Source organism: Pallidibacillus thermolactis, assembly GCF_025660415.1.
GTDB classification, from domain to species: domain Bacteria; phylum Bacillota; class Bacilli; order Bacillales; family Caldibacillaceae; genus Pallidibacillus; species Pallidibacillus thermolactis.
Genome location: NZ_JAOUSE010000005.1, coordinates 98,705 through 122,101 on the forward strand (window position 1 = coordinate 98,705; position 23,397 = coordinate 122,101).

The following is a 23,397-nucleotide window of genomic DNA, read 5'->3' on the forward strand; positions in this document are numbered from 1 at the left end:
ATATTTTTATATATAAAATATTTTTACAAAATAAAACAAAAAATTCTACAGTTATGTCAAAAACTGTAGAATTTATAAATACAGGGTATCAATTGTTTATTTTTTCTTTCTAGTTTCACGTTCCCATTTTTTTAGATGTGGAAATGGGTCAAAAGACCATTCTGTTCTTCCGTTATATTTATACATGCCGTAATGTAAATGAGGTGGAAATTTACCAGAAGTTCCCGGTGGTCCATAGCCAGAGGCTCCCACACTACCAATTAACTCTCCTGGTTTTACAATTTTTCCGAGGTATAAATCCTTAGCAAATCCATTTAAATGGGCGAAGTAGTGATAAGTGTTATTTACATCTCGTATACCGATACGCCATCCACCGTATTTATTCCATCCTTTCATTTCTACAATTCCATAACAAGTAGAATATACATTCACACCGTAGCCAGCAAAGATATCTGTTCCTTCATGAATTCTGCGACCACCCCAGCCTCTAGCATCTCCCCAAGTATTTCGATAGCTGTAATTTGCATGAAGTGGTAAAGGGAAATGACGTTCATCGAGGTCAACGGTTTGAAAATGGCCGTAAATTTTGGCGTAATTGGTGATCAGAAAGACGGCCTTGTCCTTTTTGTAATAGTCCCATAATCCGATTTTGATACTATCAAGATCGGTTCCATAATCTAATAAATAATTTGCAAATGAAAAAAGGACGTCGATATCATTTGTTGGCTCTGCTTTATTATCACCATCACCATCACGTCCCATTCCACCAAAAAATTGAATGCTTGCTGGGTTTGTATCCTCTTGATTTGGATTTAAAGGACCATTCCATTTTTCTGGTGGAAAATAAATACCTGTTAATCCGTTTGGTTCAGGTAAATCTTTGCGTACATAGCGAAGATTTCTTTCGTATTGATCGATTGCTGCAATATAATTCCAAGGAATATTCGTTACCTTTTCTATAAATTGGTAAAGCTCCATCCGCTTTTGATATATTTCTTTTTGGTCCATTTCAGCTGCTGATTGAGCAGGAAAAAGGATTAGGAAAACAAATAAAACACATGCACTATGTAACAATCGTCGCAATGGTTTTGTACCTCCTTTAAGAGAAAGAAAACAAATGCACATTATGAAAAAATGCAGAATCTTATATTTAAAATTAAGAATGTAAGTAAAGTTTTCAAATCTGTCATCTATAGTCTGTGATATATTGTAAAAAACATAATTATTATATTTTGGAAAAAAACTTTTAGTTGATAAACTTACATATTAATGCTTGAATGTGTAAAATAAGATATAATCTCATTAACCATAGTTTTTATATTGAGTTGGAAAAAAGAAAAGGTGATACAAGTGGTTTGTATTCAAAATAATTGTTATGAATTAATCGAAGAAAATAAAAATGGCTTTAACGAACAAGCCTTTCGGGAGCGTTTCACGGATATATTGGCTCGTTATGACTATATCGTTGGGGATTGGGGATACGGTCAACTAAGATTAAAGGGATTTTTTGATGATCAAAATCAAAAGGCAACATATGATACGAAAATTAGTACACTATCCGAATATTTATACGAATACTGTAATTTTGGTTGCTCCTATTTTGTGTTAAAAAAAGTGAATAAGTAACTGGAAATGGATATGTAGGGTGGGAGAGACTCACCCTTTTCGTTTATGGAAAGGAACATACTAGTAATAAAGCGATTACAAAAAAGGCGCTACTCTACTAAAATTATGGTATGATTAAATAAGAATTACAAAACACACGAACAGCATTGAGAGGAGAGAGACTTCATGTATTTTGTTGATCGGGCAAAAATCGAGGAAACTTTAGTCTTTTTAGATAAGAATATTGACATTTTTATGCAATTAAATGATTTAGATCATACTTTCCAAAAAGCAACCCTCGAACGTGTTGCGCATATGATGTTAGATTCTGTGTTGGATGTAGGGAATATGATGATTGATGGGTTTATTATGCGAGATCCGGGTAGTTTTGATGATATAATTGATATTTTATTGGATGAAAAGGTAATTACGGAAGAAATGGCAGAAAGTTTTATGAAAGTGATTCCATATCGAAAGAGTCTTGTTCAATATTATACAAATATTGATCATAAGAAAGTCTATACTACTTTTAAAGAGAATCTTACTGCTTTTTCTCAATATCCAGATAAAGTCCGGACATATTTAGAGAAGGAACTTGGACCAGTATCTGCCTTCAAAGCATAGACTTATATAGAAAGCGGCGGGATAAAATGAGGAAGTATAAAGGTTATTTGATTGACCTCGATGGGACGATGTATCGTGGATCAGAAAAAATCGAAGAAGCAGGCAATTTTATTCGTGAGTTAATCCGGTTAGAGATCCCTTTTTTGTTTGTTACGAATAATTCCACACGCACACCGGAACAGGTTGCGGGTAAACTACAAAGTTTTGATATCCCTGCTCTACCAGAACAAATTTTTACGTCGAGCATAGCAACTGCCAATTATATTTACGAATTGGATAAGGATGCGCGGATCTTTTATATTGGTGAGGAAGGTTTACAAGTTGCCCTTAATGAAAAGGGCTTTCGTTTTGCAAAGGAAGATGCGGATATTGTTGTAATTGGATTAGATACGAAAGTGACCTATGAAAAATTAGCAATTGCTTGTATTGCCATTCGAAATGGTGCGAAATTTCTTTCAACAAATGGGGATCTTGCTATTCCAACAGAACGTGGCTTAGTACCTGGAAATGGTGCTTTTACACAACTGATTCAATTTTCAACAAGAGTGGAACCAACGATCATTGGAAAACCTGAAACAATTATTATGGATCAGGCTCTAAAAGTGTTGGGCACAAAAAGAGAAGAAACCGTTATGGTTGGCGACAACTATGATACAGATATTTTAGCGGGGATTCGTGCAGGCTTGGATACATTAATTGTCCATACGGGTGTTACCACAAAGGAAATGATAAAACATTATGAAAAACAACCGACATACTCCATTGATAATTTGGCAGAATGGCCTTTTTTATAATGGCCTGTATTTGAGAATCTAAGAAACGGAGATGTTGTTCACGTTTATATTTAAGTGGCGATCCAGTAATGGAATCGCCACTTAAATTTTATTCTGTATTTGCTACGCGGTGGGCAAGTCGACTTGCAGCTGCAGCTGCAATCGCTCCAACAATATCATCTAAAAAGGTATTTACTTTTCCACTCGATTTATCATTTAAGTATTTTAAAATTCCAGGTTTAATTTTGTCAATATATCCATAATTTGTAAACCCGATTGAACCGTAAACATTGACGATCGAAAACGCCAGAATTTCATCTACTCCATATAATCCTTCATCGGTTTGAATAATGGAAAGGAGAGGTTCTTCTAATTGTCCATTTTCTGCTAATTTGTCAATTTGAATACCCGTAATAACTGCATTTTGCACTTCGCGTTTTGCTAGTACCCCATTTACATGTTCAAGACAATCTTCAATTTTTAGTTCGGGATGATAATCTTTTTGTAAAAAATAAACTAACTTCGCGATGTCCATTATTTTAACACCACGTTCTTCTAAAAGTTTCTTTGATAATTCATCAATGTCAGGAAATATAATTTTGTTTTCTTCTGTCATTTTTTTCACCTTTTTCTTTTTATCGCTATTTCAGGTTTTGTGGTTTTTCATATACTTGTTGGTTCATCTTTTATAATTATAAAAAATTAAAATGCACTTATCTGCTAATGTCAAGTCCAATAAAAATAAAAATAGTCTGTCCATCAGGATAATCATGTCATTGCAATCATAGTATTAATTATAACGTATAATTCCTTATTTTCTAAACATTAATAGGGAGCGAAGATTATGATGAATACGATTCAAGATTTATTTCAAATACATCCACAACAAATGTTACGAATTGGTGATTATGATGCAGTTTATGATGGATATTATTTATATGTGATTGTCCAAGTTTCTGAAAATGAAAAGGATGAATTGCCCGAACGTCATGAAATAACCAAGTTTTTACGTGGTTCAGGTGTCCGATTTGTTCCCGCATTTTTCCCTGCAAAGGATGGCAGCTTTGTTCAGCAATGGGACAAAGGATATTTCTTGTTATTATTCCTCGATCAATGGAAAAATACTCCGTTCAAATCTTTACCTAAATCATTAGCTAATTTCCACCTTAAGGGCATGTCTTTTCAGAGTGAGATAAAGAGTTTAAAACGTCTTGGTGATTGGCATCAATTGTGGGAAGGAAAAATAACACAGTTGAAGTCATTTTGGGAGCAAGTTGTAACGAACCGTCCTGCTAATGAGTTTGAACGGTTATTTGTCGAATCCTTTCCATATTTTGCTGGTTTAACTGAAAATGCGATTCAATATTTTGTTGATACAAGAATGGATGTTCAACCAGGAATTTATGATATAGGGACAGTAACCCATGAACAATTCACAAATGAGACGTGGAGTGGAGAAATTATTTGGAGAAACCCATTCGATTGGGTTATTGACCATATTAGCAGAGATTTAGCCGAATGGACACGTGCCTATTATCTTGAATATAATCGTTTAAATTATATTCCATACATCCAGTCATTTTTTCAACAATATGAAGAAAAAATGCCTCTTTCACCATTTGCGTGGCGGTTAATTTATTCACGGCTCATTTTACCTACCCACTATTTTTCAGCTGTGGAATCATACTTTTTTAGTACAAAAAGATTGTCAAATAAAAGAATGATTCAATATTTAAGAAGAATATTGGATAACGTTGATGACTATGAATTGTTTTTAAAACGCTTTTTTGAAATTACTGGCGTACCTACTCGCTCAGGACAGATTCCACAACTGGACTGGTTGAAAAACAAGTAAATAAAGCCTTCTAATATATATTCTTAATATAATTTGATAAAATAGTATTTGAAATAAAAGGGGTAGGAGCGAAGGAATGTTATGGCAAACAAACCTTATATATACGTTACAAGGAAATTACCAGAATCTGTGATTTCAAGACTCAATAATTTTGCTGAAGTTGGTATGTGGAATCGTGAAGAAACACCAGTTCCGCGGAATATTTTGTTAAACGAAGCAAAGAAAGCGGATGCATTATTAACAATGTTGTCTGAAAAAGTGGATACCGAATTGTTTGAAGTTAGCACAAATTTAAAAGTTGTTGCAAATTTAGCGGTTGGTTTTGATAATATTGATGTGGAAGAGGCAACAAAAAGAAAAATTGTTGTATGTAACACACCAGATGTATTAACCGATACGACAGCGGATTTGGCCTTTTCTTTATTATTAATGACGGGTAGACGTTTAGTTGAGGCGGTGGATGTCGTTCGAAATGGGGAGTGGAAAAGTTGGAGCCCATACTTTTTGGCTGGATCGGATATTCATCATAAAACACTAGGTATCGTCGGAATGGGAAGTATCGGTGAAGCGGTTGCAAAGCGAGCTTTAGGGTTTGATATGCAAGTACTTTATCATAATCGTAATCGTAAACCGGAAACGGAGACAAAACTCGGTGTAGAATATGCCTCCTTTAATAAATTAATTGAACAATCTGACTATGTTCTTGTCTTAACTCCGTTGACAAAAGAAACGAAAGGTATGTTTACAAAAGATGTTTTTAAAAAGATGAAAAAATCTGCGTTCTTTATTAATGTAGCAAGGGGACCAATTGCAGTAGAGTCTGATTTAATTTGGGCATTAAAAGAAGGAGAAATTGCCGGAGCTGGTTTAGATGTATTTGATCAAGAACCAATCAGCCAAGACCATCCGTTATTACAACTCGACAATGTTGTTGCTTTACCACATATCGGAAGTGCCAGTGTGGAAACTCGAACAGCTATGATGAAACTTTGTTGTGATAATATTTTAGCCGTATTAAATAATGAGAAACCAAAAACGCCGGTAAATAAAGATCTTTTTCAAAAGATTTAAGAAAAGGAATTATAAGAAGTGTATTTACGAAAAATTTATTGGAAAAGATAGGGTGATCGTAAAATTTCATCGCTTTTTTCCAAGGGCTTGTCCATTCTTATAGGGAAATATAATTCTCGCTTTTCCATATAAAAAACATGCATGTTTTGAAAGCAAGACATGCATGTTTTAATTATATATCTCATCTATATTCTTCACAGTGATCTTTTTCAACCATTTAAATCTATGACCATAAAGCCTTCTAACCCTTCAATCGTATCTATTAGGCTTTTATTGAGTATTTCACCAACAATATTTAAAGTGGTTTAGAACACTTGCTCAACTTCTACAACACCTGGAACTTCTTCAAACAAGGCACGTTCGATTCCAGCTTTTAACGTAATTGTTGAACTTGGGCAAGTTTGACAAGCACCTAGTAAGCGAAGTTTGACAACGCCATCTTCAACATCGATAAGTTCACAGTCTCCGCCGTCCCGTAAGAGGAATGGACGTAATTTCTCTAATACTTCCTCAACTTGTTCCTTAATATCTGCCATCAAGAGCACTCCTTTCATATTTCCATTATAATAAGGAAAATATAAAAAATCCATTAAGTTTCCTAAACAAATTTATACCTATTTATCATTTTATTATTTCAACAGTTTTTTGTAAAATAAAAATAATATTAAGGGAAGGGGGAATGGTGTGTTGGCCATTCATGAACCTGCGGTCATAACAATATATGGGGCCGAACAAATTTGTGCTAGTTGTGTAAATTTACCATCTTCAAAAGATACGTTCGAATGGTTAGAGGCAGCAGTGAAAAGGAAATTCCCTGATCAAACCGTCATAATGGATTATGTCGATATTATGAATCCACCAAAGGAGGCCAAGAAACAACAGTTTGCGAAAAAAGTCCTTGAAGAAGATATGTTTTATCCGGTAGTATTAATTGGCGATAAAGTTGTTGCTGAAGGAAATCCTCGCTTAAAAACAATTTTTAAAGAATTAGAAAGATACGGTTATCAAAGTATAGATCACACAAAAAATGAATAAAATTTTTCTTTTCCAATCTCATCATATAACAAAATTGAAAATAAAAAGGAGCCAACATCGTTAGCTCCTTTTGGTGTTAACTATTTTGGACTTTATACATCCATAAGACACCGGATTTTAATAAGCGAGGCACTTTCCCGGTCAGCGACTTATCAGCTACAAGTCCAAAACCATGTTTTTTTCCGAGTGAACCAAGGGTACCTTTCAGTTTGATTGTTGGAAGTGTTTTTGGTAGTGGCTCATTATTCCAACGCATTTGCAGTACTTTAACAATTTGATCTCCTTGTGCTTCAGCCAGTTGTGCAGTCGGTGCATAAGGGAGATGAGCACAATCACCGACTACGTAAACATTTTCGTAACCAGGTATATTATGATATGGAGTTAAGTACACACATCCTTTTTTATCTTTTTTCACTGGTAAATCTCGGACTACTTTATTTGCACGGATACCAGCAGTCCAAACAATGGCATCAAATTGTAATGGTTCACCATGGTTGTATAGGATACCTTCTTCTACTTTTGTAATATTCGATTCGTTTACAACGGTTATTCCTCGTTCTTCAAACCATTTTTGAACATAGTTACCGATTTTAACAGATAATGAGGATAGGACCATTTTTCCGCGGTCAAATAAACTAATATTTAAATCTGGTCTTGATTCGTACAGTTCACTGGCAATTTCCACTCCACTAAGGCCAGCGCCGATTATAGCGACCTTTGAGCCTTTTGGTAAATTACTTAAAGCATTATATGTCTTTCTTGTCGCTTCAATCGATTGAATACCGTATGTATATTGATCGGCACCTGGTACATTATGGTAATTGTTTTCACAACCAAGTCCGATAATGAGATCATCGTATGAAAGATCTTCATGATCTTTAAGGACTACTTTTTGATTATCTAAGTCAATTCCAGTTACCCAATCGTTGATAAACTTTAAAGGTGAATGATTGGGAAAAGTCAGCCGAATTTCCACATCTGGTACAGTTCCTGCCGCTAATGCATAAAATTCCGTCTTAAAGCAATGATAAGGAACTTTATCTACTAAATAGATTTCAACATCTTTCGGCACTTTGTTCGGTAGTAAACGTTGTAAAATGCGCATACCACCGTAGCCGCCCCCCAGTATGACAAGCTTTCTCATTTGTGAATCTTCCCCTTTTTGTTTTGTAAGTAACAATGTGTCGTTTTACTAATATTATTTTAATAAAAAGGAAAACCTGATCTATTCCCAATTATCATTATATTTGAATTGTAAAAAAATAACAATATAATGCATGTACTGCCAAGCGTAAAAAATTAATTCAGGCAGTACCATTGAATATCATAAATATTACGTTTATACTAAAAATATATTGCCAGAGTATTTTTTGGTTAAAAGGAGGTAAGGAAGATGGAAGCTGTACTCCAATTGACAGAGGCTGCAGCCTTTCAAGTGAAAGATATGATGAAACAAGCAGAAGAATCAGATAGTTATTTACGTGTTGCTGTCAATGGCGGTGGATGTAGTGGTTTGTCTTATGGCATGACTTTAGATCAAACGGTCCAGGAAGATGATATTGTCTTTGAACAACACGGCATTAAAGTTGTTGTAGATAAAACGAGTGCTCCTATTTTAAAAGGAACAAAAATTGATTATAAACAATCCTTACTTGGTGGCGGGTTTACGATTGATAATCCAAATGCTATTGCTACTTGTGGTTGCGGTTCTTCATTCCGTACTGCAAATGTGGCAGGAACACCAGGTGAATGCTAATCATTAGATTAAAAGGAACCCTAGAAAGGTATAACATTCTAGGGTTCCTTTTATTTGTATATCTGTTCCGTTTTAAGCTATTCAAATAATGAAGTACTATGTTTAGGTTGCAGTCGTGCAGTAGGGTCAATGTATGCTTTCGCATTGCTGACCGCTGTTGGAGCTTCACCGAAACCAGTCGCAATTAACTTTACTTTTCCTTCGTAGGTTGTAATATCACCAGCGGCATAAACGCCTGGGATATTCGTTTCCATCTTGGAATTGACAACGATCGAATTCCGTTCAATTTCTAAGCCCCATTCTTTAATAGGTCCTAATGAAGACACAAAACCGTAGTTCACGATTACTTCATCGACATCAATTGTTTCCGTTTCTTCTCCTTTGGTAGTTTGTAAGACTACTTGTTTAATATTTTCTCCATTACCAATGAGTTCAACTGGTACATAAGGTGTTTTAATGTCCACATCCGATTGTTTTAACATTTCGACACTATGTTCGTGGGCACGGAATTTATCGCGGCGATGAACAATTGTTACCTTTTGTGCAATCGGTTCCAACATTAAAGCCCAATCAACAGCAGAGTCACCACCACCGAAAATCACAACGTTTTTATCTTTAAAATATTGCATATTATCCACAAAATAGTGGAGGTTTTTTCCTTCATATTCACGAGCGTTTTCTAAATCTAATCGACGTGGTTGGAATGCCCCGACTCCTGCCGTAATAATGACGGCTTTAGAATAATGGATTTCTTTATCTGTAGTTAATTTAATTGTACCGTCTTCCAATTTTTCTAGTTTTTGAACAGCTTGCTCTAGACAAATGGTTGGTTCAAATAATTTAATTTGTTCTTTTAAATTTTCAACAAGATCCCGCGCGCGTACCTTTGGAAAACCTGCAACATCATATATATATTTTTCCGGATATAAAGTGGCTAATTGACCACCCAATTGTGGAAGACTTTCAATAATTTTAACAGAAGCATTCCGCATACCACCGTAAAAAGCAGTAAATAATCCGGTAGGACCACCACCGATTACTGTTATATCATATATTTGTGTATCTTCTTTCAAAGCGATCCCTCCATTGAATTCATCATCTTATTTTACCATAAAACCTTTTATAGGAAAAAGTGTATAATCAGAGGATTCGATAAATATCATCAAATATCTACGTTTGAACATTGAAGAAGTATTCTATTTTAAACGTAAAAGAGGAACAATAAAGTACCCTTCTTTTTCTTTTCGTTTAAATAAACCTACCGAACATTCAATATAAAATAGGTTTTCTTTTTTAAATTTAATAGTATCAATATATAATGAGACTAGAAAATTGACCTATTATTTAAAATTTTAGTAAAATAATTACAAAGATTTGGAAAGGATGACGATGGGGATGCAATTTACGATCATTCATTTAATGATTTCAATTGTCTTGTTTTTTGTATTATTCTTCGGTATTGCCTTTATTTTGAACATGTTACTGCGCATGACTTGGTTTATGGCATTTATTTATCCGATCGTCGTATTGTTTATTGTAAATAAAATACAATTACTCGATTATGTTCACTCTACGGGAAAATCTTTCCAACGTCTATGGACAGATCTTACAACATTGGCTGTTGCTGATATTATTATCTTATTTAGTGGATTATTAGGGACAATTGCTGCTGGTTTTACGATGAAGACTTTACGAAAAAAAGGATATAGAATGTTTTAAAATCTAAACTAGCTAAATCATAGTAAAAAGAGCATTATATTTTTAATATAGAAAATTCTATATTTTACAAAAATTACTCCTTCCGATGAATAATTTTTCCTTAATTGGGAAAGTAATAGAATCGGGAGGAGTGAAAATATGGCAACAATCAAAACTTGGACAAAACGTATTGTCATGATTATCTTATTTACCATTGCTTTATTTGTTACTTATCAAACGGTAACAGGTGTGCATGCACAAGGAATCAGTGGAGGAAAGCCCGAATTAAAGGGGACTACAAATCGTACAGGAAAAATTGCCAATTCACTACATTCGTATAAATCATTGGAAATTGGGTATAAATCTTTAAAAATAAAAGAAAAAGAAACAACGAAAATTTCATCAAGTGAAGAAATCCAAGGTAGGGTTCCGAAACTAGAAGATGCTTTTGATTGGGAAAAAGCATATCCGAGGAAAACAGTGGTTGCAACAGGTTATACAGCAGGATTTGAATCAACTGGTAAAAATCCTGGTGATCCTTCTTATGGAATTACATACTCAGGTATACAAGTGAAGCGAGATTTATTTTCAACCATTGCCGCGGATATTAATGTGTTTCCCATTGGGACGATATTATTTATACCTGATTATGGTTTTGGTGTTGTAGCAGATACGGGTTCAGCTATTAAAGGAAATAAAATTGATTTGTATTTTGAAACTGTGGAAGATGTTTATAATGAGTGGGGGAAACGAACTGTTGATGTTTACGTAGTTAAAATGGGTGACGGAAATATTACAAGTGAAGAATTAGAAAGCCTTAATCAAATGGAAACAATGCAAGTTTTTAGAAATCAATATACGTCAAAAGTAAAAAAATAAACAATCCCTATTATTGTCCTTGAGTAAAATATCAAGGACTTTTTATTTTAACAATGAACAAGATTGTGTGTTTTATGGTAGCTTCTATTATAATGGAAGAGGGGGGGTTCAATGTTTTCAGTAACCAATGAATTTGATATTTATAAAAAAGAAGAATTTGTTGTCCTGGGGGTGTTTGATGAAGAGGATAAGTTTGGTCCATGGTTACATGAGAGTGATCAATTACTACAAGAGCAACTAGTAGAATTAGTAAAATCTGGGGATATATCTACAAAAAGAAAAGCCATTTCTGTTGTTCATACATTAGGATTGATAGGACCTAAACGATTATTGTTCGTCGGATTAGGAGAAAAGGAAAAACTAACACAGGATCAATTGCGAGAAACTTTTGGGAAAGTTTTTCAAAAGATACAAAATTATCAAGTTTCATCGGCTTCCGTATACCTTGACTCCTTTCTTTTTGAAAAAGTTCAAAGAGATGACATTTCAGAACTTTTGGGTGAGGCTTATTCCCTAGCTTTATATTCTTTTGAAGGGTATAAACAAAAGGAAGAATCGGAGAAAAAACGGTTAGAGAACTTAACTATTATAACGGAAAAAGAGTGTGTAGCAGTTGAAGAAGGCTTAAATATTGGTTATATTTATGGCCGTGCTACAAATTCAGCAAGGACGCTAGTGAATACACCGAGTAACAAATTAACAGCATCTGACCTTGCAAACTATGCGAAAGGTTTAGCAGATAAATATGGCTTTGATGTCGAGATTTTAGAGAAAGAAGATATGATTAATTTAGGTATGGGTGCAATTTTAGCTGTTAATCAAGGGTCAGACAACCCACCGAAACTCATTGTATTAAAGTACAAAGGTAAACCCGAATGGAAAGATGTCATTGGTTTAGTTGGTAAAGGAATTACATATGATACCGGTGGATATTCATTAAAACCGAAAGCCGGAATGGTAGGCATGAGCACAGATATGGGTGGAGCAGCTGCTGTTTTAGGTGCTATGGAAATTATCGGTGAATTAAAACCTGAACAAAATGTAATGGCGGTAATCCCATCTACCGATAATATGGTTGGAAGTAAAGCATTCAAACCAGACGATGTCATTACAACATTAAGCGGGAAAACTATAGAAGTTACAAATACAGATGCAGAAGGTCGACTTGTTTTAGCTGATGCCATTACTTACGCTAAACAAAAAGGAGCAAATTATATAATTGATGTAGCGACATTAACCGGTGGAGTCATCGTTGCCCTTGGTACGGATAAAACCGGTGCAATGACAAATAATGAGGAATTAATGGAAAAAGTACTTGAAGCCTCTGTTGAAACGGGAGAGATGATTTGGCGTTTGCCAATTACAGAAAAAGATAAGGAAAGGGTACGAAGCAGTAAAGTAGCTGATCTTGATAATTCACCATCACCATCCAGTGAAGGTCATGCAATTATGGGAGGAGCTTTTATTGGTGAATTTGCCGAAGACACTCCGTGGGTACATTTAGACATAGCCGGAACTTCAACGATAGAAACGAAGCATGATTTAGGTCCTTCTGGAGCAACGGGTGTTATGACGCGTACGCTTGCATTAGTTGTTGAACGGTTTTAAGTTTTAAAAAAGAGGGGCCAATAAGTTTTGGGCCCCTTCTATGATTAAAAGTTGAAAAAGTCATACCCATTGATCAGCCTATTGATTATCCCTTCTAATATCGTATTAAAACCAATGATTTGAATGATAGCAAAAATTGCTATTGCAATGAACATGCTATAGAAAATATCAATTTTAGAATTTGTTTTGAAGCTTAAAATAGTGAGTGAAATTGATAAGATAAAGATGCCTTGAATCATTGTTGTTATGAAAAAGATAATGTTTGGTGAGTCTAAAAATGTGACGAAAAAGAAAATAATAAATAATAGGGTAGGAATTGTAGCATAAGATCCTGCACGGACGAGAACATCTTGAAAGCGAATATCGGCATGGTTTATAAGTTTAACAATACTAAATATAACAATAAGGACAAGTACAGAAAAAATGCCCAAATATAATAAACCTTTAAAGAAGACATTCCAAAATGAAAGGCCAAGAACTTTGTCGGCTCCAAAAAAACGAAGTCCTGATATTTCCATAATTCTGCTAAAATAGTTGGCGATACTTAATGAGAAAATCATGATAGATAGAATAAGTGTGATTAAACCATTAATCCAGTAGTTTCCATTCACTTTACTAGCATATTCAACAGGATTTTTTAATGAGTTTGCAAAAAAACTAAAATATTGTATCTTTTTTCTTTCCTTAACATAATACCCATTAGGGTGATCTTGATATTGGTAGTACGTCTCACCATAAGGTTGTTGAACATTTTGTTGGTTCAGATGATATGGATGTTGATTATGACTTTGTTCTGATGGTGATTGTTGATGAGAATTAGCTGGGTGTGTAGCAGCCACTTCTTCCCGTTGTAATGGATTTCCACATTTTGTACAAAACTTTCCCGCTTCATGTTCACTTCCACAAACGTGACATTTCACTTTTTGATCGACTCTCCTTCTTCAGAACTTGAAATAATAGGTTTTATGGTCACATTTATTAGCAATATAACGGCTAATCAAAAAAGAACAAGTATGATGGAAGCTACTAATACTGTTGAAAATATTAACACAATTACAGTTTTATGTATATCAAATACAAATTATGAGTGTTTGTTAATACAATTTTAAATTTTGAGGTTTAATATTTTAAATTCAGGTAGACAATCAAGAATCTTTGTGATATATTAAACTCTGTTAAAAATTTTTCATGTGTGTAAATAATTACTTGCGGGTGTAGTTTAGTGGTAAAACCATAGCCACGAGCGAAACTTCGCTGAGTAAACGACGAGTTGCCTCGACGCATCCAACTTCATTGATTATACATGTAGAGGAAGAGGTATGTAAGGCTGCTCATTAACAAATCCAGGCTATTCTTATGTTCATAATTAAATATGCGGGTGTAGTTTAGTGGTAAAACCACAGCCTTCCAAGCTGTTGTCGTGAGTTCGATTCTCATCACCCGCTCCATACATACTAGCCAACGCAGTATTTCGTTTCTAGGAGAACGAAGTATTGCGTTTTTCTATGTATGTTAAAATTCATTTATTGAAGATCTTTATGGCATCATTAGATGGAACTGATCGGTAATATAAGTGTGCACACAAAAATAAAACAAATTAGACTTCTCACATTTACGTATGTAGTTTTTGATCTTGGATATATTTTAATAAAGGAAGAACAGGGATAAGAGGAGGGCAGTCATTGTGAATTTTGACCAATTAAAACAAGCAATCATTGAATATAGTAAGGAAATTGGTATCGATAAAATCGGATTTACGACTGCTGATCCGTTTACAACATTAAAAATGCGTTTAATCAAACAACAAGAATTGAACTATCAATCTGGTTTTGAAGAGTCTGACATTGAAAAAAGAACAAATCCTGCTCTCCTTCTTGATGGTGCTGCTTCAATTATTTCGATCGCGGTTGCCTACCCAACTCGGATGAAAGAAAAGCGTAAAGGGAAAAAAGGAGCTCGTCGTGGCTTATTTGCAAGAGCTTCTTGGGGTGAAGATTACCATACAGTTTTAAGAGAACGACTACAAAAACTTGAAGAATTTATAAAATCAAAATATCCAGAAGCTCGGCTAAAGTCAATGGTTGATACGGGTGAACTTTCCGATCGAGCCGTTGCTGAACGAGCGGGGATTGGTTGGAGCGGCAAAAACTGTGCCATCATTACTCCAGAATTTGGTTCCTTTGTTTATCTTGGGGAAATGATTACAAATATTCCTTTTGAACCAGATCAACCGATTGAAGACTTATGTGGTGACTGTAACAAATGTTTGAAAGCTTGCCCAACTGGGGCACTGGTTCAAGGAGGACAAATAAATGCAAAAATATGCATTTCTTATTTAACACAAACCAAGGATTTTTTACCAGAACAGTATCGTTCCATTATCGGAAATCGTTTGTACGGTTGTGATACATGTCAAATCGTATGTCCATATAATAAAGGAGTAGATTTTCATTTCCATGAAGAATTAGAACCGGAACCTGAGATTGCTAAGCCTTTATTAACACCATTACTATCGATTAGTAATCGTGAGTTTAAAGAAAAATTTGGTAGAACAGCCGGTGCATGGCGTGGGAAAAAACCAATCCAGCGCAATGCCATTATCGCACTTGGTCATTTTAAAGAAGAATCAGCAATTGATGATTTACAAAAGGTATTAAAGGACGATCCGCGCCCGGTTATTCGTGGAACAGCCGCTTGGGCTCTTGGGAAAATAGGTACTGAAAAGGCAAGGCAAGTTTTACGTAGTGCGCGTAAAAAAGAAAAAGATAAAGATGTATTAAATGAAATTGAACATGCTTTAGCTGATTAAGCAATTCAAATTTGGCCATGTTCACACCCCTTTTTTCTTAACATACAAATAATAAAAAGGGGTGTTGTGCTATATGGATCGTCAAATTAAAGAAATTTTAGAAAGTAAAGTACAACAATGTGTTCGAAACGATGTTGAGCTTTCTGAAAAAATGAAAAGAAAAAAAGCGAGTTTATTGAGTCGGGATGCTGAAATCATTAAAGCAAAAGCGACTGGTAAAATTATTGAGCAGGTGGAGAGAGAAGATTACTCTGATATATATTATCAAGCACACTTTCAATATTTAATTAAACAACATAAACGTTTCTATATCGAAGAAGAAGTTGAAAAAAGAAAAGCCTCATTTTATAAAAATTCACTTATTTCAGATGATGAAGTGACTGACAACCTTCACTCTCAATCGCCTGATCTAGAACTTGTCACCGATGAATCGAGGGATATGGAAACAAGGACACCTTATCGTTATGATCGAAGAAAAGCCGTTCAATATGCTGAACGTTGGTGGAATGATTACAATCCTGCTTACAAGAAATTTACCGATGATTGTACAAATTATATTTCTCAATGTTTGCATGCTGGGGGAGCACCAATGCGAGGTTTTCCGAACAGAAACAGTGGATGGTGGTATAATAATAATAATTGGAGTTATAGTTGGTCTGTTGCACATGCATTAAATTTGTATTTAGGAACATCTAAAACAGGATTAAGAGCAAAAGAAGTAGAAGATCCTCGCGAGTTACAACTAGGTGATGTTATTTGTTATGACTTTGAAGGTGATGGCAGGTTCAATCATAATACGATTGTGACTGGCAAAGATGCATACGGTTATCCGTTAGTCAACGCCCATACGTACAATAGTCGGATGCGATACTGGGCATATGAGGATTCCTCTGCCTATACCCCAAATATTCAATATAAATTTTATACAATTATTGATGACTATTAAAATATAGAGGTGATAACATCGTGGCAATTCATGTTGTTTTATATCAACCAGAAATTCCAGCTAATACCGGTAATATTGCAAGAACATGTGCGGCGACCGATGCGCACCTACACTTAATTCGTCCTCTAGGTTTTTCGACTGATGATAAATATTTAAAACGTGCAGGTCTTGATTATTGGCCTTTTGTAAAGATTACTTATTATGACTCTGTTGATGAGTTTTTTGAGAAAAATGAAGGAGAAATGTATTATATCGAAACATTTGGTGAAAAGGCATATTCCGACTTTGATTATAGTGATATAAATAAAGATTATTACTTTTGGTTTGGTAGAGAATCTTCCGGTCTTCCACAAGATTTATTAGAAGCAAATAAGGATCGTTGTCTCCGTATTCCGATGACTACTAATGTTCGGTCTTTAAATTTATCGAATACGGCTGCAATTTTAGTTTATGAAGCAATGCGACAACAAAACTTTGCCAATTTAAAAGTTGGTTATTCGGATAAATAAGGATGCTGTGAACTGCAATGAATCTGCAGTTCTTTTTTTATGCACTTTGTTTACCGTTAAACGTAACAATCATATGTTAAATTTGGTGAGAATGCAGCAGAAATGTTTATAAAATAGCTAAAGTTTTTCTCCTTGCATTTTAAATTAACCTTTGTTTAACTAAAATTATACTGAAATAGCGAGGAGGGGAGGACATGAATCCGGTCATTGAAACAATTTTAGCGCACCGTTCGGTTAGATCATTTGAAGACCGTGAATTATCTAAAGAACAAATTGAAACAATTGTTCGTTGTGCTCAAGCTGGATCAACATCAAGTTATGTACAAGCTTATTCTATCATTGGCGTGACGGATGATGAAAAAAAGAAACAGTTGGCAGAAATTGCAGGAAATCAAATGTATGTAGCTGATTGTGGACATTTATTTGTGTTTTGTGCGGACCTACATCGTCATGAAGTGATTGGTCAAATGGAACAAGCTGATGTTTTGCCTTCTGTAGAAAGCACAGAAAAATTTATGGTTGGTGTGATTGACGCAACCATTGCTGCGCAAAATGCAGCTTTAGCAGCGGAATCTATGGGGCTTGGTATATGTTATATCGGTGGTCTTCGAAACAACCTACCTGCAGTATGTAAGACTTTACATATTCCTGAACGAGTTGTACCTTTATTCGGCATGGTTGTAGGTTATCCAAAGAAAATCAATCAACAAAAACCACGTTTACCAATAGAGCATATTTATAGTGAAAATCGTTATCCTCAAAATGAATCTAAATATATCAATCAATTAGAAGACTTTAATAAAATTGTTCAAGATTATTATATTAAACGTACAAATGGTAAACGAAATGATACATGGACAAGTCAAGTTGCTAAAACGTTTGAAAAACAAAGTCGGATGTATATGAAAGATTTTGTGAAAAAACAAGGTTTAAATAAACAATAAAAAAAACGCATAAAATGCGTTCAATCAATTGGACTTTCCGATCGTTCGAATGAGGACTGTCTTGGAAAGTCTCTTTTATTTTATGTATTTCCCTTTTTTAAACTATGCCTCTTTACGTAAATAAACAAGAGTTTCTTAATTATTTTATTTCATTTAAATCCTTTGGTTTATCTTCATAACCTGCAGTAAAAATAGCGGTTAAAAAGGCTAATGCAACAACAATTATAAAAAATGTCTTCAATTTTTTTCCTCCTTTTTTCATTCATGCTTGTTTGTAGAAAAGGCATAAAATCACTCAAACCCACTGCATTAGTATTAGGTAAAACAATTTGAGTTCTTATTTATAGTTACAATATAACATTTTTTATATTCTATTTCTAGCGAAAATTCAATATATTGATTTTATACAAATAATTTTTATTGCAGATTAATCATTTTTTGCCATGCATGTTCATATAAGTTTAGTTAAGAAAAGCTCTTAGCAGAACTTTTTTATAACTGTATTGATGCTAAGGGTAAAGGTGGATTTGGAAAGATTCGGTGGCCTATATGAATTGAAAAGAGGAGGTTCTTTATGGGAATTTTAGATAAAGTAGCTCGGTACCGCGAAGAAGAGGAAAAGTTAAAGTGGGAAGGTACTTTTGCGGATTATTTAGAGTTGTTAAAAGAAAAACCTTGGATTGCTCAATCTGCACATTCACGCATTTATAATATGATTAAGGATGCTGGAATTGAAGAAACAGAAACCGGTAAGAAATATAAATTTTTTAGTCATGAATTATTTGGATTAGAGGAAGCATTAGAACGTTTAGTTGAAGAATATTTCCATCCAGCAGCGAAAAAACTCGATGTTCGGAAGAGAATTCTGTTGTTAATGGGACCGGTAAGCGGTGGTAAATCAACATTAGTTACTTTGTTGAAGCGTGGACTAGAGCATTATACAAGAACTGAGCGAGGAGCGGTATATGCGATAAAAGGATGTCCGATGCATGAAGACCCCCTTCATCTTATTCCAAATCATTTAAGGGAAGATTTTTACAAAGAGTATGGAATTCGGATTGAAGGGAATTTATCTCCGCTAAATATGATGCGTTTAGAGGAAGAATATAACGGTCGCATTGAAGATGTATTAGTAGAAAGGATCTTTTTCTCTGAAGATCGACGTGTCGGCATTGGAACCTTTAGTCCATCAGATCCAAAATCACAAGATATTGCTGATTTGACAGGTAGTATAGACTTTTCCACAATTGCGCAATACGGTTCTGAGTCTGATCCCAGGGCTTATCGGTTTGATGGTGAATTAAATAAAGCAAATCGTGGCATGATGGAGTTCCAAGAGATGTTGAAGCTTGATGAGAAATTTTTATGGCATTTACTTTCGTTAACGCAAGAAGGAAATTTTAAAGCTGGTCGCTTTGCGCTAATTTCAGCAGATGAACTGATTGTTGCCCATACTAACGAAACTGAATACCGCTCTTTTATCTCGAATAAGAAAAATGAAGCTCTTCATTCCCGAATTATTGTCATGCCGATTCCTTATAATTTAAAAGTTTCAGAGGAAGAAAAAATTTATGAGAAAATGATCCGAGAAAGCGATGTTGCAGATGTACACATTGCTCCTCATACATTGAAGATCGCCGCAATGTTTACGATTTTAACTAGGTTGAAAGAACCGAAACGTAGCGACGTGGATTTAATTAAAAAGATGCGTCTATATGATGGCCAAATTGTCGAAGGGTTCAGTCAGATGGATGTCGATGAGTTGAAAAAGGAATATCCAGATGAAGGTATGAGCGGTATTGACCCGCGGTATGTCATAAACCGAATCTCATCAACAATCATTCGAAAAGGGGTAAATAGTATAAACGCATTAGATGTCCTTCGTTCCTTAAAAGACGGTCTTGACCAACATCCATCTATTACCGATGAATTGAAAGAAAAATATTTAAACTTTATAAGTTTAGCTCGTAAAGAATATGATGAAATTGCTAAAAAGGAAGTTCAAAAGGCATTCGTTTACTCTTATGAAGAATCTGCTAAAACTTTAATGGATAACTACTTAGATAATGTTGAGGCATACTGTAATAAAACTAAATTAAGAGATCCTTTAACTGGCGAGGAAATTAATCCTGATGAAAAATTAATGCGTTCCATTGAAGAACAAATTGGTATTTCAGAAAATGCAAAGAAAGCATTCCGTGAAGAAATCTTAATTCGAATCTCCGCTTATGCTCGCAAAGGAAAACGATTTGACTATAATTCTCATGGTCGTTTACGAGAAGCGATCCAGAAAAAATTATTTGCTGATTTAAAGGATGTAGTCAAAATTACAACATCGACAAAGACACCTGATGAACAGCAACTAAAGAAAATTAATGAGGTTGTTGCCCGTCTCATTGATGAATATGGATATAATTCTACATCAGCTAATGAATTGCTACGGTATGTCGGTAGTCTTTTGAATCGGTAGTATTTAATTGGAAATTCCGAAACTCTTTAGAAATTTGGAGGTTAAAATATAATAGCCGATGAAAATCATCGGCTATTTTTTTCTCCGTAAAAAACAAAAACGTAGTCATTTGTTCTAGTGAAGTCGCCAAGTGGCGAGTCTTTTTTATATAATAAGATACTTACAGTAAATTTTTACACTTTAGCTGCATAGTATAAAGTAATACAGAAAAGCTACTATCTTCCCTAGTAAAAAATTGCAACTAGAATATACGAAAAATATGTGAAGTTGAGTCGATGTTATTGTCTATATGTCTAGGTTGTCCTATGTAATTAAATTTAACAATCGTCAATATGAATGTTCATCTTTATTAATTTCCATTACTTAAATGTGAATGTTAATGTCTTGTGTAGTAGACACACAGTATATCGTATGCGGCGAATTGAAAAACGTGACAAGGAAAATAAAGGAGGGAATAAAAGTGAATGGAATGAATAAACATCAGTTTACAATATCTCAAGAGGATTGGTCCCTCCATCGAAAAGGCCATGAAGACCAGCAAAGGCATAAAGAAAAAGTGCAAGAGGCCATTAAGAAAAATTTACCAGATTTAATATCCGAAGAGAATATTATTTTATCTGATGGTAAAAAGGTTGTTAAAATTCCCATTCGTTCATTAGATGAATATAAAATTCGTTATAATTATGATAAAAATAAACATGTTGGCCAAGGTGATGGGGACAGTCAAGTTGGCGATGTCGTTGCACGAGATGGATCTGCTCAGCCTGGTGCAGGTCAAGGGCATGGAGCAGGAGATCAACCAGGTGAGGATTATTATGAAGCAGAAGTATCGTTAGCAGAGTTGGAAGAAGCTTTCTTTAAAGAGCTGGAATTACCGAACCTCCAAAAGAAAGACGATCATGAGTTAATTGTAGAAGATATAGAATTTAATGATATTCGTAAAACGGGCTTAATGGGTAATATTGATAAAAAGAAAACGTTAATATCTGCATTTAAACGGAATGCTTTAAAAGGCAATCCGAGTTTTCATCCCATTTACCCAGAAGATTTGAAATTTAAAACTTGGAATGAAAAGGTTCGCTATGAGTCAAAAGCGGTTGTTCTTGCAATGATGGATACAAGTGGATCAATGGGAATATGGGAAAAATACATGGCAAGAAGCTTTTTCTTCTGGATGACTCGATTCCTTCGAACAAAGTATGAAAAAGTTGAAATTGAATTTATTGCACATCATACAGAAGCGAAGGTTGTAACAGAAGAAGAATTCTTTTCTAAAGGAGAAAGTGGTGGAACCATTTGTTCCTCTGCTTATCGAAAAGCGATTGAATTAATTGACCAAAAATATTCCCCAAGTCAGTATAATATCTATCCCTTCCATTTCTCTGATGGGGACAATTTAACATCAGATAATCCAAGATGTGTGAAACTTGTCAATGAATTAATGGACATATCGAATATGTTTTGTTATGGAGAAGTGAATCAATATAATCGTCATAGTACATTAATGTCAGCTTATCGGAATATCGATGATGAACGATTTCGTTATTATGTATTACGGCAAAAACAAGATGTATTTCATGCAATGAAAAAATTCTTCAGTAATGAAAAAGAAGAAGCGTATGCATAACAGTTTGATTTGTTTATTACACCTGTCTTTTTAGGCAGGTGTTTATTTGCGAAAAACCATAGTCTTTTTAGAGCCAATATCTTGCATATGAAAGGGTTTCCTAGTAATGTATGAAATAAATTTAGAATTTTCAAGAAAACAGAACAAAAAACTTATTTATATATATTTTATGATAAAAACGCATATTAAAAGGAAGGATTCCAATGACGAAAATAGAAATTTCTAGGGAAAATCAGCTACATGTCATAAAGGAGAAAATATGGACAAAGGACTTTATTCTTATATGTATTGCTAATTTGTTCATATTTTTAGCCTTTCAAATTACGCTACCAACCATTCCTTTGTTTGTTACTCATTTAGGTGGTAATGAACAATTTATTGGTTTTATTATTGGAGTTTTTACATTTTCTGCCTTATTGATTCGTCCATTTGCTGGTCATGCGTTAGAAACAAAAGGCAGACGATTTGTATTTTTGACGGGGTTAGTTATTTTTATCTTTTCTCTTGGATCCTACAGCGTTACGACAAGTATCCTTTTTCTATTTATTATGAGAATCATACAAGGAGTAGGATGGGGGCTTTCAACGACAGCATCAGGAACCATTGTTACTGATATTATACCTGCTTCTCGGAGGGGGGAAGGAATTGGATATTTTGGCCTTTCCGGAAATATTGCCTTAGCTGTTGGTCCATCCCTTGGTCTTTTACTAATAGATCAAATATCTTATTTTTGGTTATTTATACTTTGTTCATGCTTTTGCATATTAGCTTTAACACTTGCTTCATTTGTTACATATAAAAAGCCAGTGGAATATCAAATCCGTGTGTATATGGTAACTTAAAAGTGAGCCACAATAGCAATTGAAAACTGAGCCACTCTATAGGAAAATAACCCTAATAATTATTAGGGGGAAAACTGGAGTGATCAACCTGAGTGTAAAGCAAACAATAATAAAATTATATTTGGAGGGGACAAGTCAAAGGAAAATTGCTAAAAGGACAAATAAATCCCGAAATACTGTAAGTAAATATATAAAAGAATATGAGGCTAGTAGACAAAAAGATACTCGCAATCTTCCGATTGCAGAGGATATTCTAAAACCTCCTACGTATAAAAAAAGAGTTAGTAATAAGAGGGTCTTAACAAAGGAAATTGAAACGATTATAAAAGGATTTATAAAAGAAAAT

At 34.4% G+C, this 23,397-nt stretch carries 23 protein-coding genes, 1 tRNA gene and 1 pseudogene; 19 read left to right on the forward strand and 6 right to left on the reverse strand.

The window, feature by feature from the left end:
• Positions 1-96: 96 nt before the first annotated feature.
• On the reverse strand, positions 97-1,083 hold the full coding sequence (locus OEV82_RS03430) for a M23 family metallopeptidase (RefSeq protein ID WP_263114970.1): 987 nt from the start codon (positions 1,081-1,083) through the stop codon (positions 97-99).
• Positions 1,084-1,350: 267 nt separating this feature from the next.
• Here OEV82_RS03430 and OEV82_RS03435 point away from each other — a divergent pair, with 267 nt between their 5' ends.
• From OEV82_RS03435 to OEV82_RS03445, 3 genes are all read left to right on the forward strand, one after another.
• Positions 1,351-1,626 carry a YutD family protein gene (locus OEV82_RS03435; protein WP_173661655.1) on the forward strand — a complete coding sequence of 92 codons (276 nt, stop codon included), beginning with the start codon at positions 1,351-1,353 and terminating at the stop codon, positions 1,624-1,626.
• A gap of 165 nt (positions 1,627-1,791) precedes the next feature.
• Entirely contained in the window at positions 1,792-2,229 is a 438-nt protein-coding gene (locus OEV82_RS03440; RefSeq protein WP_173661644.1) for a DUF86 domain-containing protein, read from the forward strand.
• Positions 2,230-2,255: 26 nt separating this feature from the next.
• Positions 2,256-3,023: a TIGR01457 family HAD-type hydrolase gene (locus OEV82_RS03445; RefSeq protein ID WP_263061030.1), complete on the forward strand. Its 768-nt coding sequence runs from the start codon at positions 2,256-2,258 to the stop codon at positions 3,021-3,023.
• 88 nt (positions 3,024-3,111) lie between these two features.
• Here the strand turns inward: OEV82_RS03445 and OEV82_RS03450 are convergent, their stop codons facing one another.
• Positions 3,112-3,618: a phosphatidylglycerophosphatase A family protein gene (locus tag OEV82_RS03450; protein ID WP_263061031.1), complete on the reverse strand. Its 507-nt coding sequence runs from the start codon at positions 3,616-3,618 to the stop codon at positions 3,112-3,114.
• A gap of 228 nt (positions 3,619-3,846) precedes the next feature.
• On the opposite strand from OEV82_RS03450, the gene yutH reads away from it, so the two are divergent.
• Both yutH and OEV82_RS03460 read left to right on the forward strand, forming a co-directional pair.
• The gene (yutH, locus tag OEV82_RS03455) at positions 3,847-4,857 is read left to right on the forward strand and encodes a spore coat putative kinase YutH (protein ID WP_263061032.1); all 1,011 of its coding nucleotides are present in this window, start codon (positions 3,847-3,849) and stop codon (positions 4,855-4,857) included.
• 81 nt (positions 4,858-4,938) lie between these two features.
• Positions 4,939-5,928 (forward strand): 2-hydroxyacid dehydrogenase, encoded by a 990-nt coding sequence (locus tag OEV82_RS03460; protein ID WP_263061033.1) that lies wholly within the window; start codon positions 4,939-4,941, stop codon positions 5,926-5,928.
• Between the two features lie 305 nt (positions 5,929-6,233).
• On the opposite strand, the gene OEV82_RS03465 is transcribed toward OEV82_RS03460, so the two are convergent.
• Positions 6,234-6,518: a NifU family protein gene (locus OEV82_RS03465; RefSeq protein WP_173661653.1), complete on the reverse strand. Its 285-nt coding sequence runs from the start codon at positions 6,516-6,518 to the stop codon at positions 6,234-6,236.
• A 103-nt stretch (positions 6,519-6,621) separates the two neighbouring features.
• Here OEV82_RS03465 and OEV82_RS03470 point away from each other — a divergent pair, with 103 nt between their 5' ends.
• Positions 6,622-6,963 (forward strand): YuzD family protein, encoded by a 342-nt coding sequence (locus OEV82_RS03470; protein ID WP_263061045.1) that lies wholly within the window; start codon positions 6,622-6,624, stop codon positions 6,961-6,963.
• Positions 6,964-7,039: 76 nt separating this feature from the next.
• Here the strand turns inward: OEV82_RS03470 and OEV82_RS03475 are convergent, their stop codons facing one another.
• Positions 7,040-8,107, reverse strand: a complete 1,068-nt coding sequence (locus OEV82_RS03475; RefSeq protein ID WP_173658638.1) for an NAD(P)/FAD-dependent oxidoreductase — start codon at positions 8,105-8,107, stop codon at positions 7,040-7,042.
• Positions 8,108-8,356: 249 nt separating this feature from the next.
• Here OEV82_RS03475 and erpA point away from each other — a divergent pair, with 249 nt between their 5' ends.
• The gene (gene erpA / locus OEV82_RS03480) at positions 8,357-8,719 is read left to right on the forward strand and encodes an iron-sulfur cluster insertion protein ErpA (protein ID WP_173658637.1); all 363 of its coding nucleotides are present in this window, start codon (positions 8,357-8,359) and stop codon (positions 8,717-8,719) included.
• Positions 8,720-8,796: 77 nt separating this feature from the next.
• Here the strand turns inward: erpA and OEV82_RS03485 are convergent, their stop codons facing one another.
• Complete coding sequence (locus tag OEV82_RS03485) at positions 8,797-9,792, reverse strand: NAD(P)/FAD-dependent oxidoreductase (protein ID WP_173658636.1); 996 nt, start codon at positions 9,790-9,792, stop codon at positions 8,797-8,799.
• A gap of 322 nt (positions 9,793-10,114) precedes the next feature.
• Between OEV82_RS03485 and OEV82_RS03490 the strand changes: the two genes are divergently transcribed.
• From OEV82_RS03490 to OEV82_RS03500, 3 genes are all read left to right on the forward strand, one after another.
• The gene (locus OEV82_RS03490) at positions 10,115-10,438 is read left to right on the forward strand and encodes a YuiB family protein (RefSeq protein ID WP_263061046.1); all 324 of its coding nucleotides are present in this window, start codon (positions 10,115-10,117) and stop codon (positions 10,436-10,438) included.
• 138 nt (positions 10,439-10,576) lie between these two features.
• A complete protein-coding gene (locus OEV82_RS03495) occupies positions 10,577-11,296 on the forward strand; it encodes a 3D domain-containing protein (protein WP_263061034.1) in 720 nt (239 codons plus the stop codon).
• 111 nt (positions 11,297-11,407) lie between these two features.
• Entirely contained in the window at positions 11,408-12,904 is a 1,497-nt protein-coding gene (locus OEV82_RS03500; RefSeq protein WP_263061035.1) for a leucyl aminopeptidase, read from the forward strand.
• Positions 12,905-12,948: 44 nt separating this feature from the next.
• On the opposite strand, the gene OEV82_RS03505 is transcribed toward OEV82_RS03500, so the two are convergent.
• Positions 12,949-13,824 (reverse strand): DUF6574 domain-containing protein, encoded by an 876-nt coding sequence (locus OEV82_RS03505; protein ID WP_173658633.1) that lies wholly within the window; start codon positions 13,822-13,824, stop codon positions 12,949-12,951.
• Positions 13,825-14,278: 454 nt separating this feature from the next.
• Between OEV82_RS03505 and OEV82_RS03510 the strand changes: the two genes are divergently transcribed.
• From OEV82_RS03510 to OEV82_RS03550, 9 genes and pseudogenes are all read left to right on the forward strand, one after another.
• Positions 14,279-14,352 (forward strand) — tRNA-Gly (locus OEV82_RS03510).
• Positions 14,353-14,588: 236 nt separating this feature from the next.
• Positions 14,589-15,713 carry a tRNA epoxyqueuosine(34) reductase QueG gene (gene queG / locus OEV82_RS03515; protein ID WP_263061036.1) on the forward strand — a complete coding sequence of 375 codons (1,125 nt, stop codon included), beginning with the start codon at positions 14,589-14,591 and terminating at the stop codon, positions 15,711-15,713.
• A 73-nt stretch (positions 15,714-15,786) separates the two neighbouring features.
• The gene (locus OEV82_RS03520; protein WP_173658649.1) at positions 15,787-16,659 is read left to right on the forward strand and encodes an amidase domain-containing protein; all 873 of its coding nucleotides are present in this window, start codon (positions 15,787-15,789) and stop codon (positions 16,657-16,659) included.
• 17 nt (positions 16,660-16,676) lie between these two features.
• Positions 16,677-17,168: a tRNA (uridine(34)/cytosine(34)/5-carboxymethylaminomethyluridine(34)-2'-O)-methyltransferase TrmL gene (gene trmL / locus OEV82_RS03525; protein WP_263061047.1), complete on the forward strand. Its 492-nt coding sequence runs from the start codon at positions 16,677-16,679 to the stop codon at positions 17,166-17,168.
• Positions 17,169-17,362: 194 nt separating this feature from the next.
• Complete coding sequence (gene nfsA, locus OEV82_RS03530; RefSeq protein ID WP_263061037.1) at positions 17,363-18,112, forward strand: oxygen-insensitive NADPH nitroreductase; 750 nt, start codon at positions 17,363-17,365, stop codon at positions 18,110-18,112.
• A 574-nt stretch (positions 18,113-18,686) separates the two neighbouring features.
• Positions 18,687-20,582 (forward strand): PrkA family serine protein kinase, encoded by a 1,896-nt coding sequence (locus OEV82_RS03535; protein WP_173658646.1) that lies wholly within the window; start codon positions 18,687-18,689, stop codon positions 20,580-20,582.
• 469 nt (positions 20,583-21,051) lie between these two features.
• Positions 21,052-22,209: a sporulation protein YhbH gene (yhbH, locus tag OEV82_RS03540; RefSeq protein WP_173658651.1), complete on the forward strand. Its 1,158-nt coding sequence runs from the start codon at positions 21,052-21,054 to the stop codon at positions 22,207-22,209.
• Positions 22,210-22,412: 203 nt separating this feature from the next.
• Positions 22,413-23,012 (forward strand): annotated as a pseudogene (locus OEV82_RS03545) (MFS transporter); the annotation flags it as partial.
• Positions 23,013-23,139: 127 nt separating this feature from the next.
• Positions 23,140-23,397: helix-turn-helix domain-containing protein (locus tag OEV82_RS03550; protein WP_456152467.1), on the forward strand; the 258-nt coding region annotated here is incomplete at its 3' end.

What these genes read in the sequence shown, in the direction of transcription:
- OEV82_RS03440 (WP_173661644.1), top strand. Translation starts at nt 1,792, where the DNA reads ATGTATTTTGTTGATCGGGCAAAAATCGAGGAAACTTTAGTCTTTTTA.
- OEV82_RS03445 (WP_263061030.1), top strand. Translation starts at nt 2,256, where the DNA reads ATGAGGAAGTATAAAGGTTATTTGATTGACCTCGATGGGACGATGTAT.
- OEV82_RS03450 (WP_263061031.1), bottom strand. Translation starts at nt 3,618, where the DNA reads ATGACAGAAGAAAACAAAATTATATTTCCTGACATTGATGAATTATCA.
- yutH (WP_263061032.1), top strand. Translation starts at nt 3,847, where the DNA reads ATGATGAATACGATTCAAGATTTATTTCAAATACATCCACAACAAATG.
- OEV82_RS03460 (WP_263061033.1), top strand. Translation starts at nt 4,939, where the DNA reads ATGGCAAACAAACCTTATATATACGTTACAAGGAAATTACCAGAATCT.
- OEV82_RS03465 (WP_173661653.1), bottom strand. Translation starts at nt 6,518, where the DNA reads ATGGATTTTTTATATTTTCCTTATTATAATGGAAATATGAAAGGAGTG.
- OEV82_RS03475 (WP_173658638.1), bottom strand. Translation starts at nt 8,107, where the DNA reads ATGAGAAAGCTTGTCATACTGGGGGGCGGCTACGGTGGTATGCGCATT.
- erpA (WP_173658637.1), top strand. Translation starts at nt 8,357, where the DNA reads ATGGAAGCTGTACTCCAATTGACAGAGGCTGCAGCCTTTCAAGTGAAA.
- OEV82_RS03490 (WP_263061046.1), top strand. Translation starts at nt 10,115, where the DNA reads ATGCAATTTACGATCATTCATTTAATGATTTCAATTGTCTTGTTTTTT.
- OEV82_RS03495 (WP_263061034.1), top strand. Translation starts at nt 10,577, where the DNA reads ATGGCAACAATCAAAACTTGGACAAAACGTATTGTCATGATTATCTTA.
- OEV82_RS03500 (WP_263061035.1), top strand. Translation starts at nt 11,408, where the DNA reads ATGTTTTCAGTAACCAATGAATTTGATATTTATAAAAAAGAAGAATTT.
- OEV82_RS03520 (WP_173658649.1), top strand. Translation starts at nt 15,787, where the DNA reads ATGGATCGTCAAATTAAAGAAATTTTAGAAAGTAAAGTACAACAATGT.
- nfsA (WP_263061037.1), top strand. Translation starts at nt 17,363, where the DNA reads ATGAATCCGGTCATTGAAACAATTTTAGCGCACCGTTCGGTTAGATCA.
- OEV82_RS03535 (WP_173658646.1), top strand. Translation starts at nt 18,687, where the DNA reads ATGGGAATTTTAGATAAAGTAGCTCGGTACCGCGAAGAAGAGGAAAAG.
- yhbH (WP_173658651.1), top strand. Translation starts at nt 21,052, where the DNA reads ATGAATAAACATCAGTTTACAATATCTCAAGAGGATTGGTCCCTCCAT.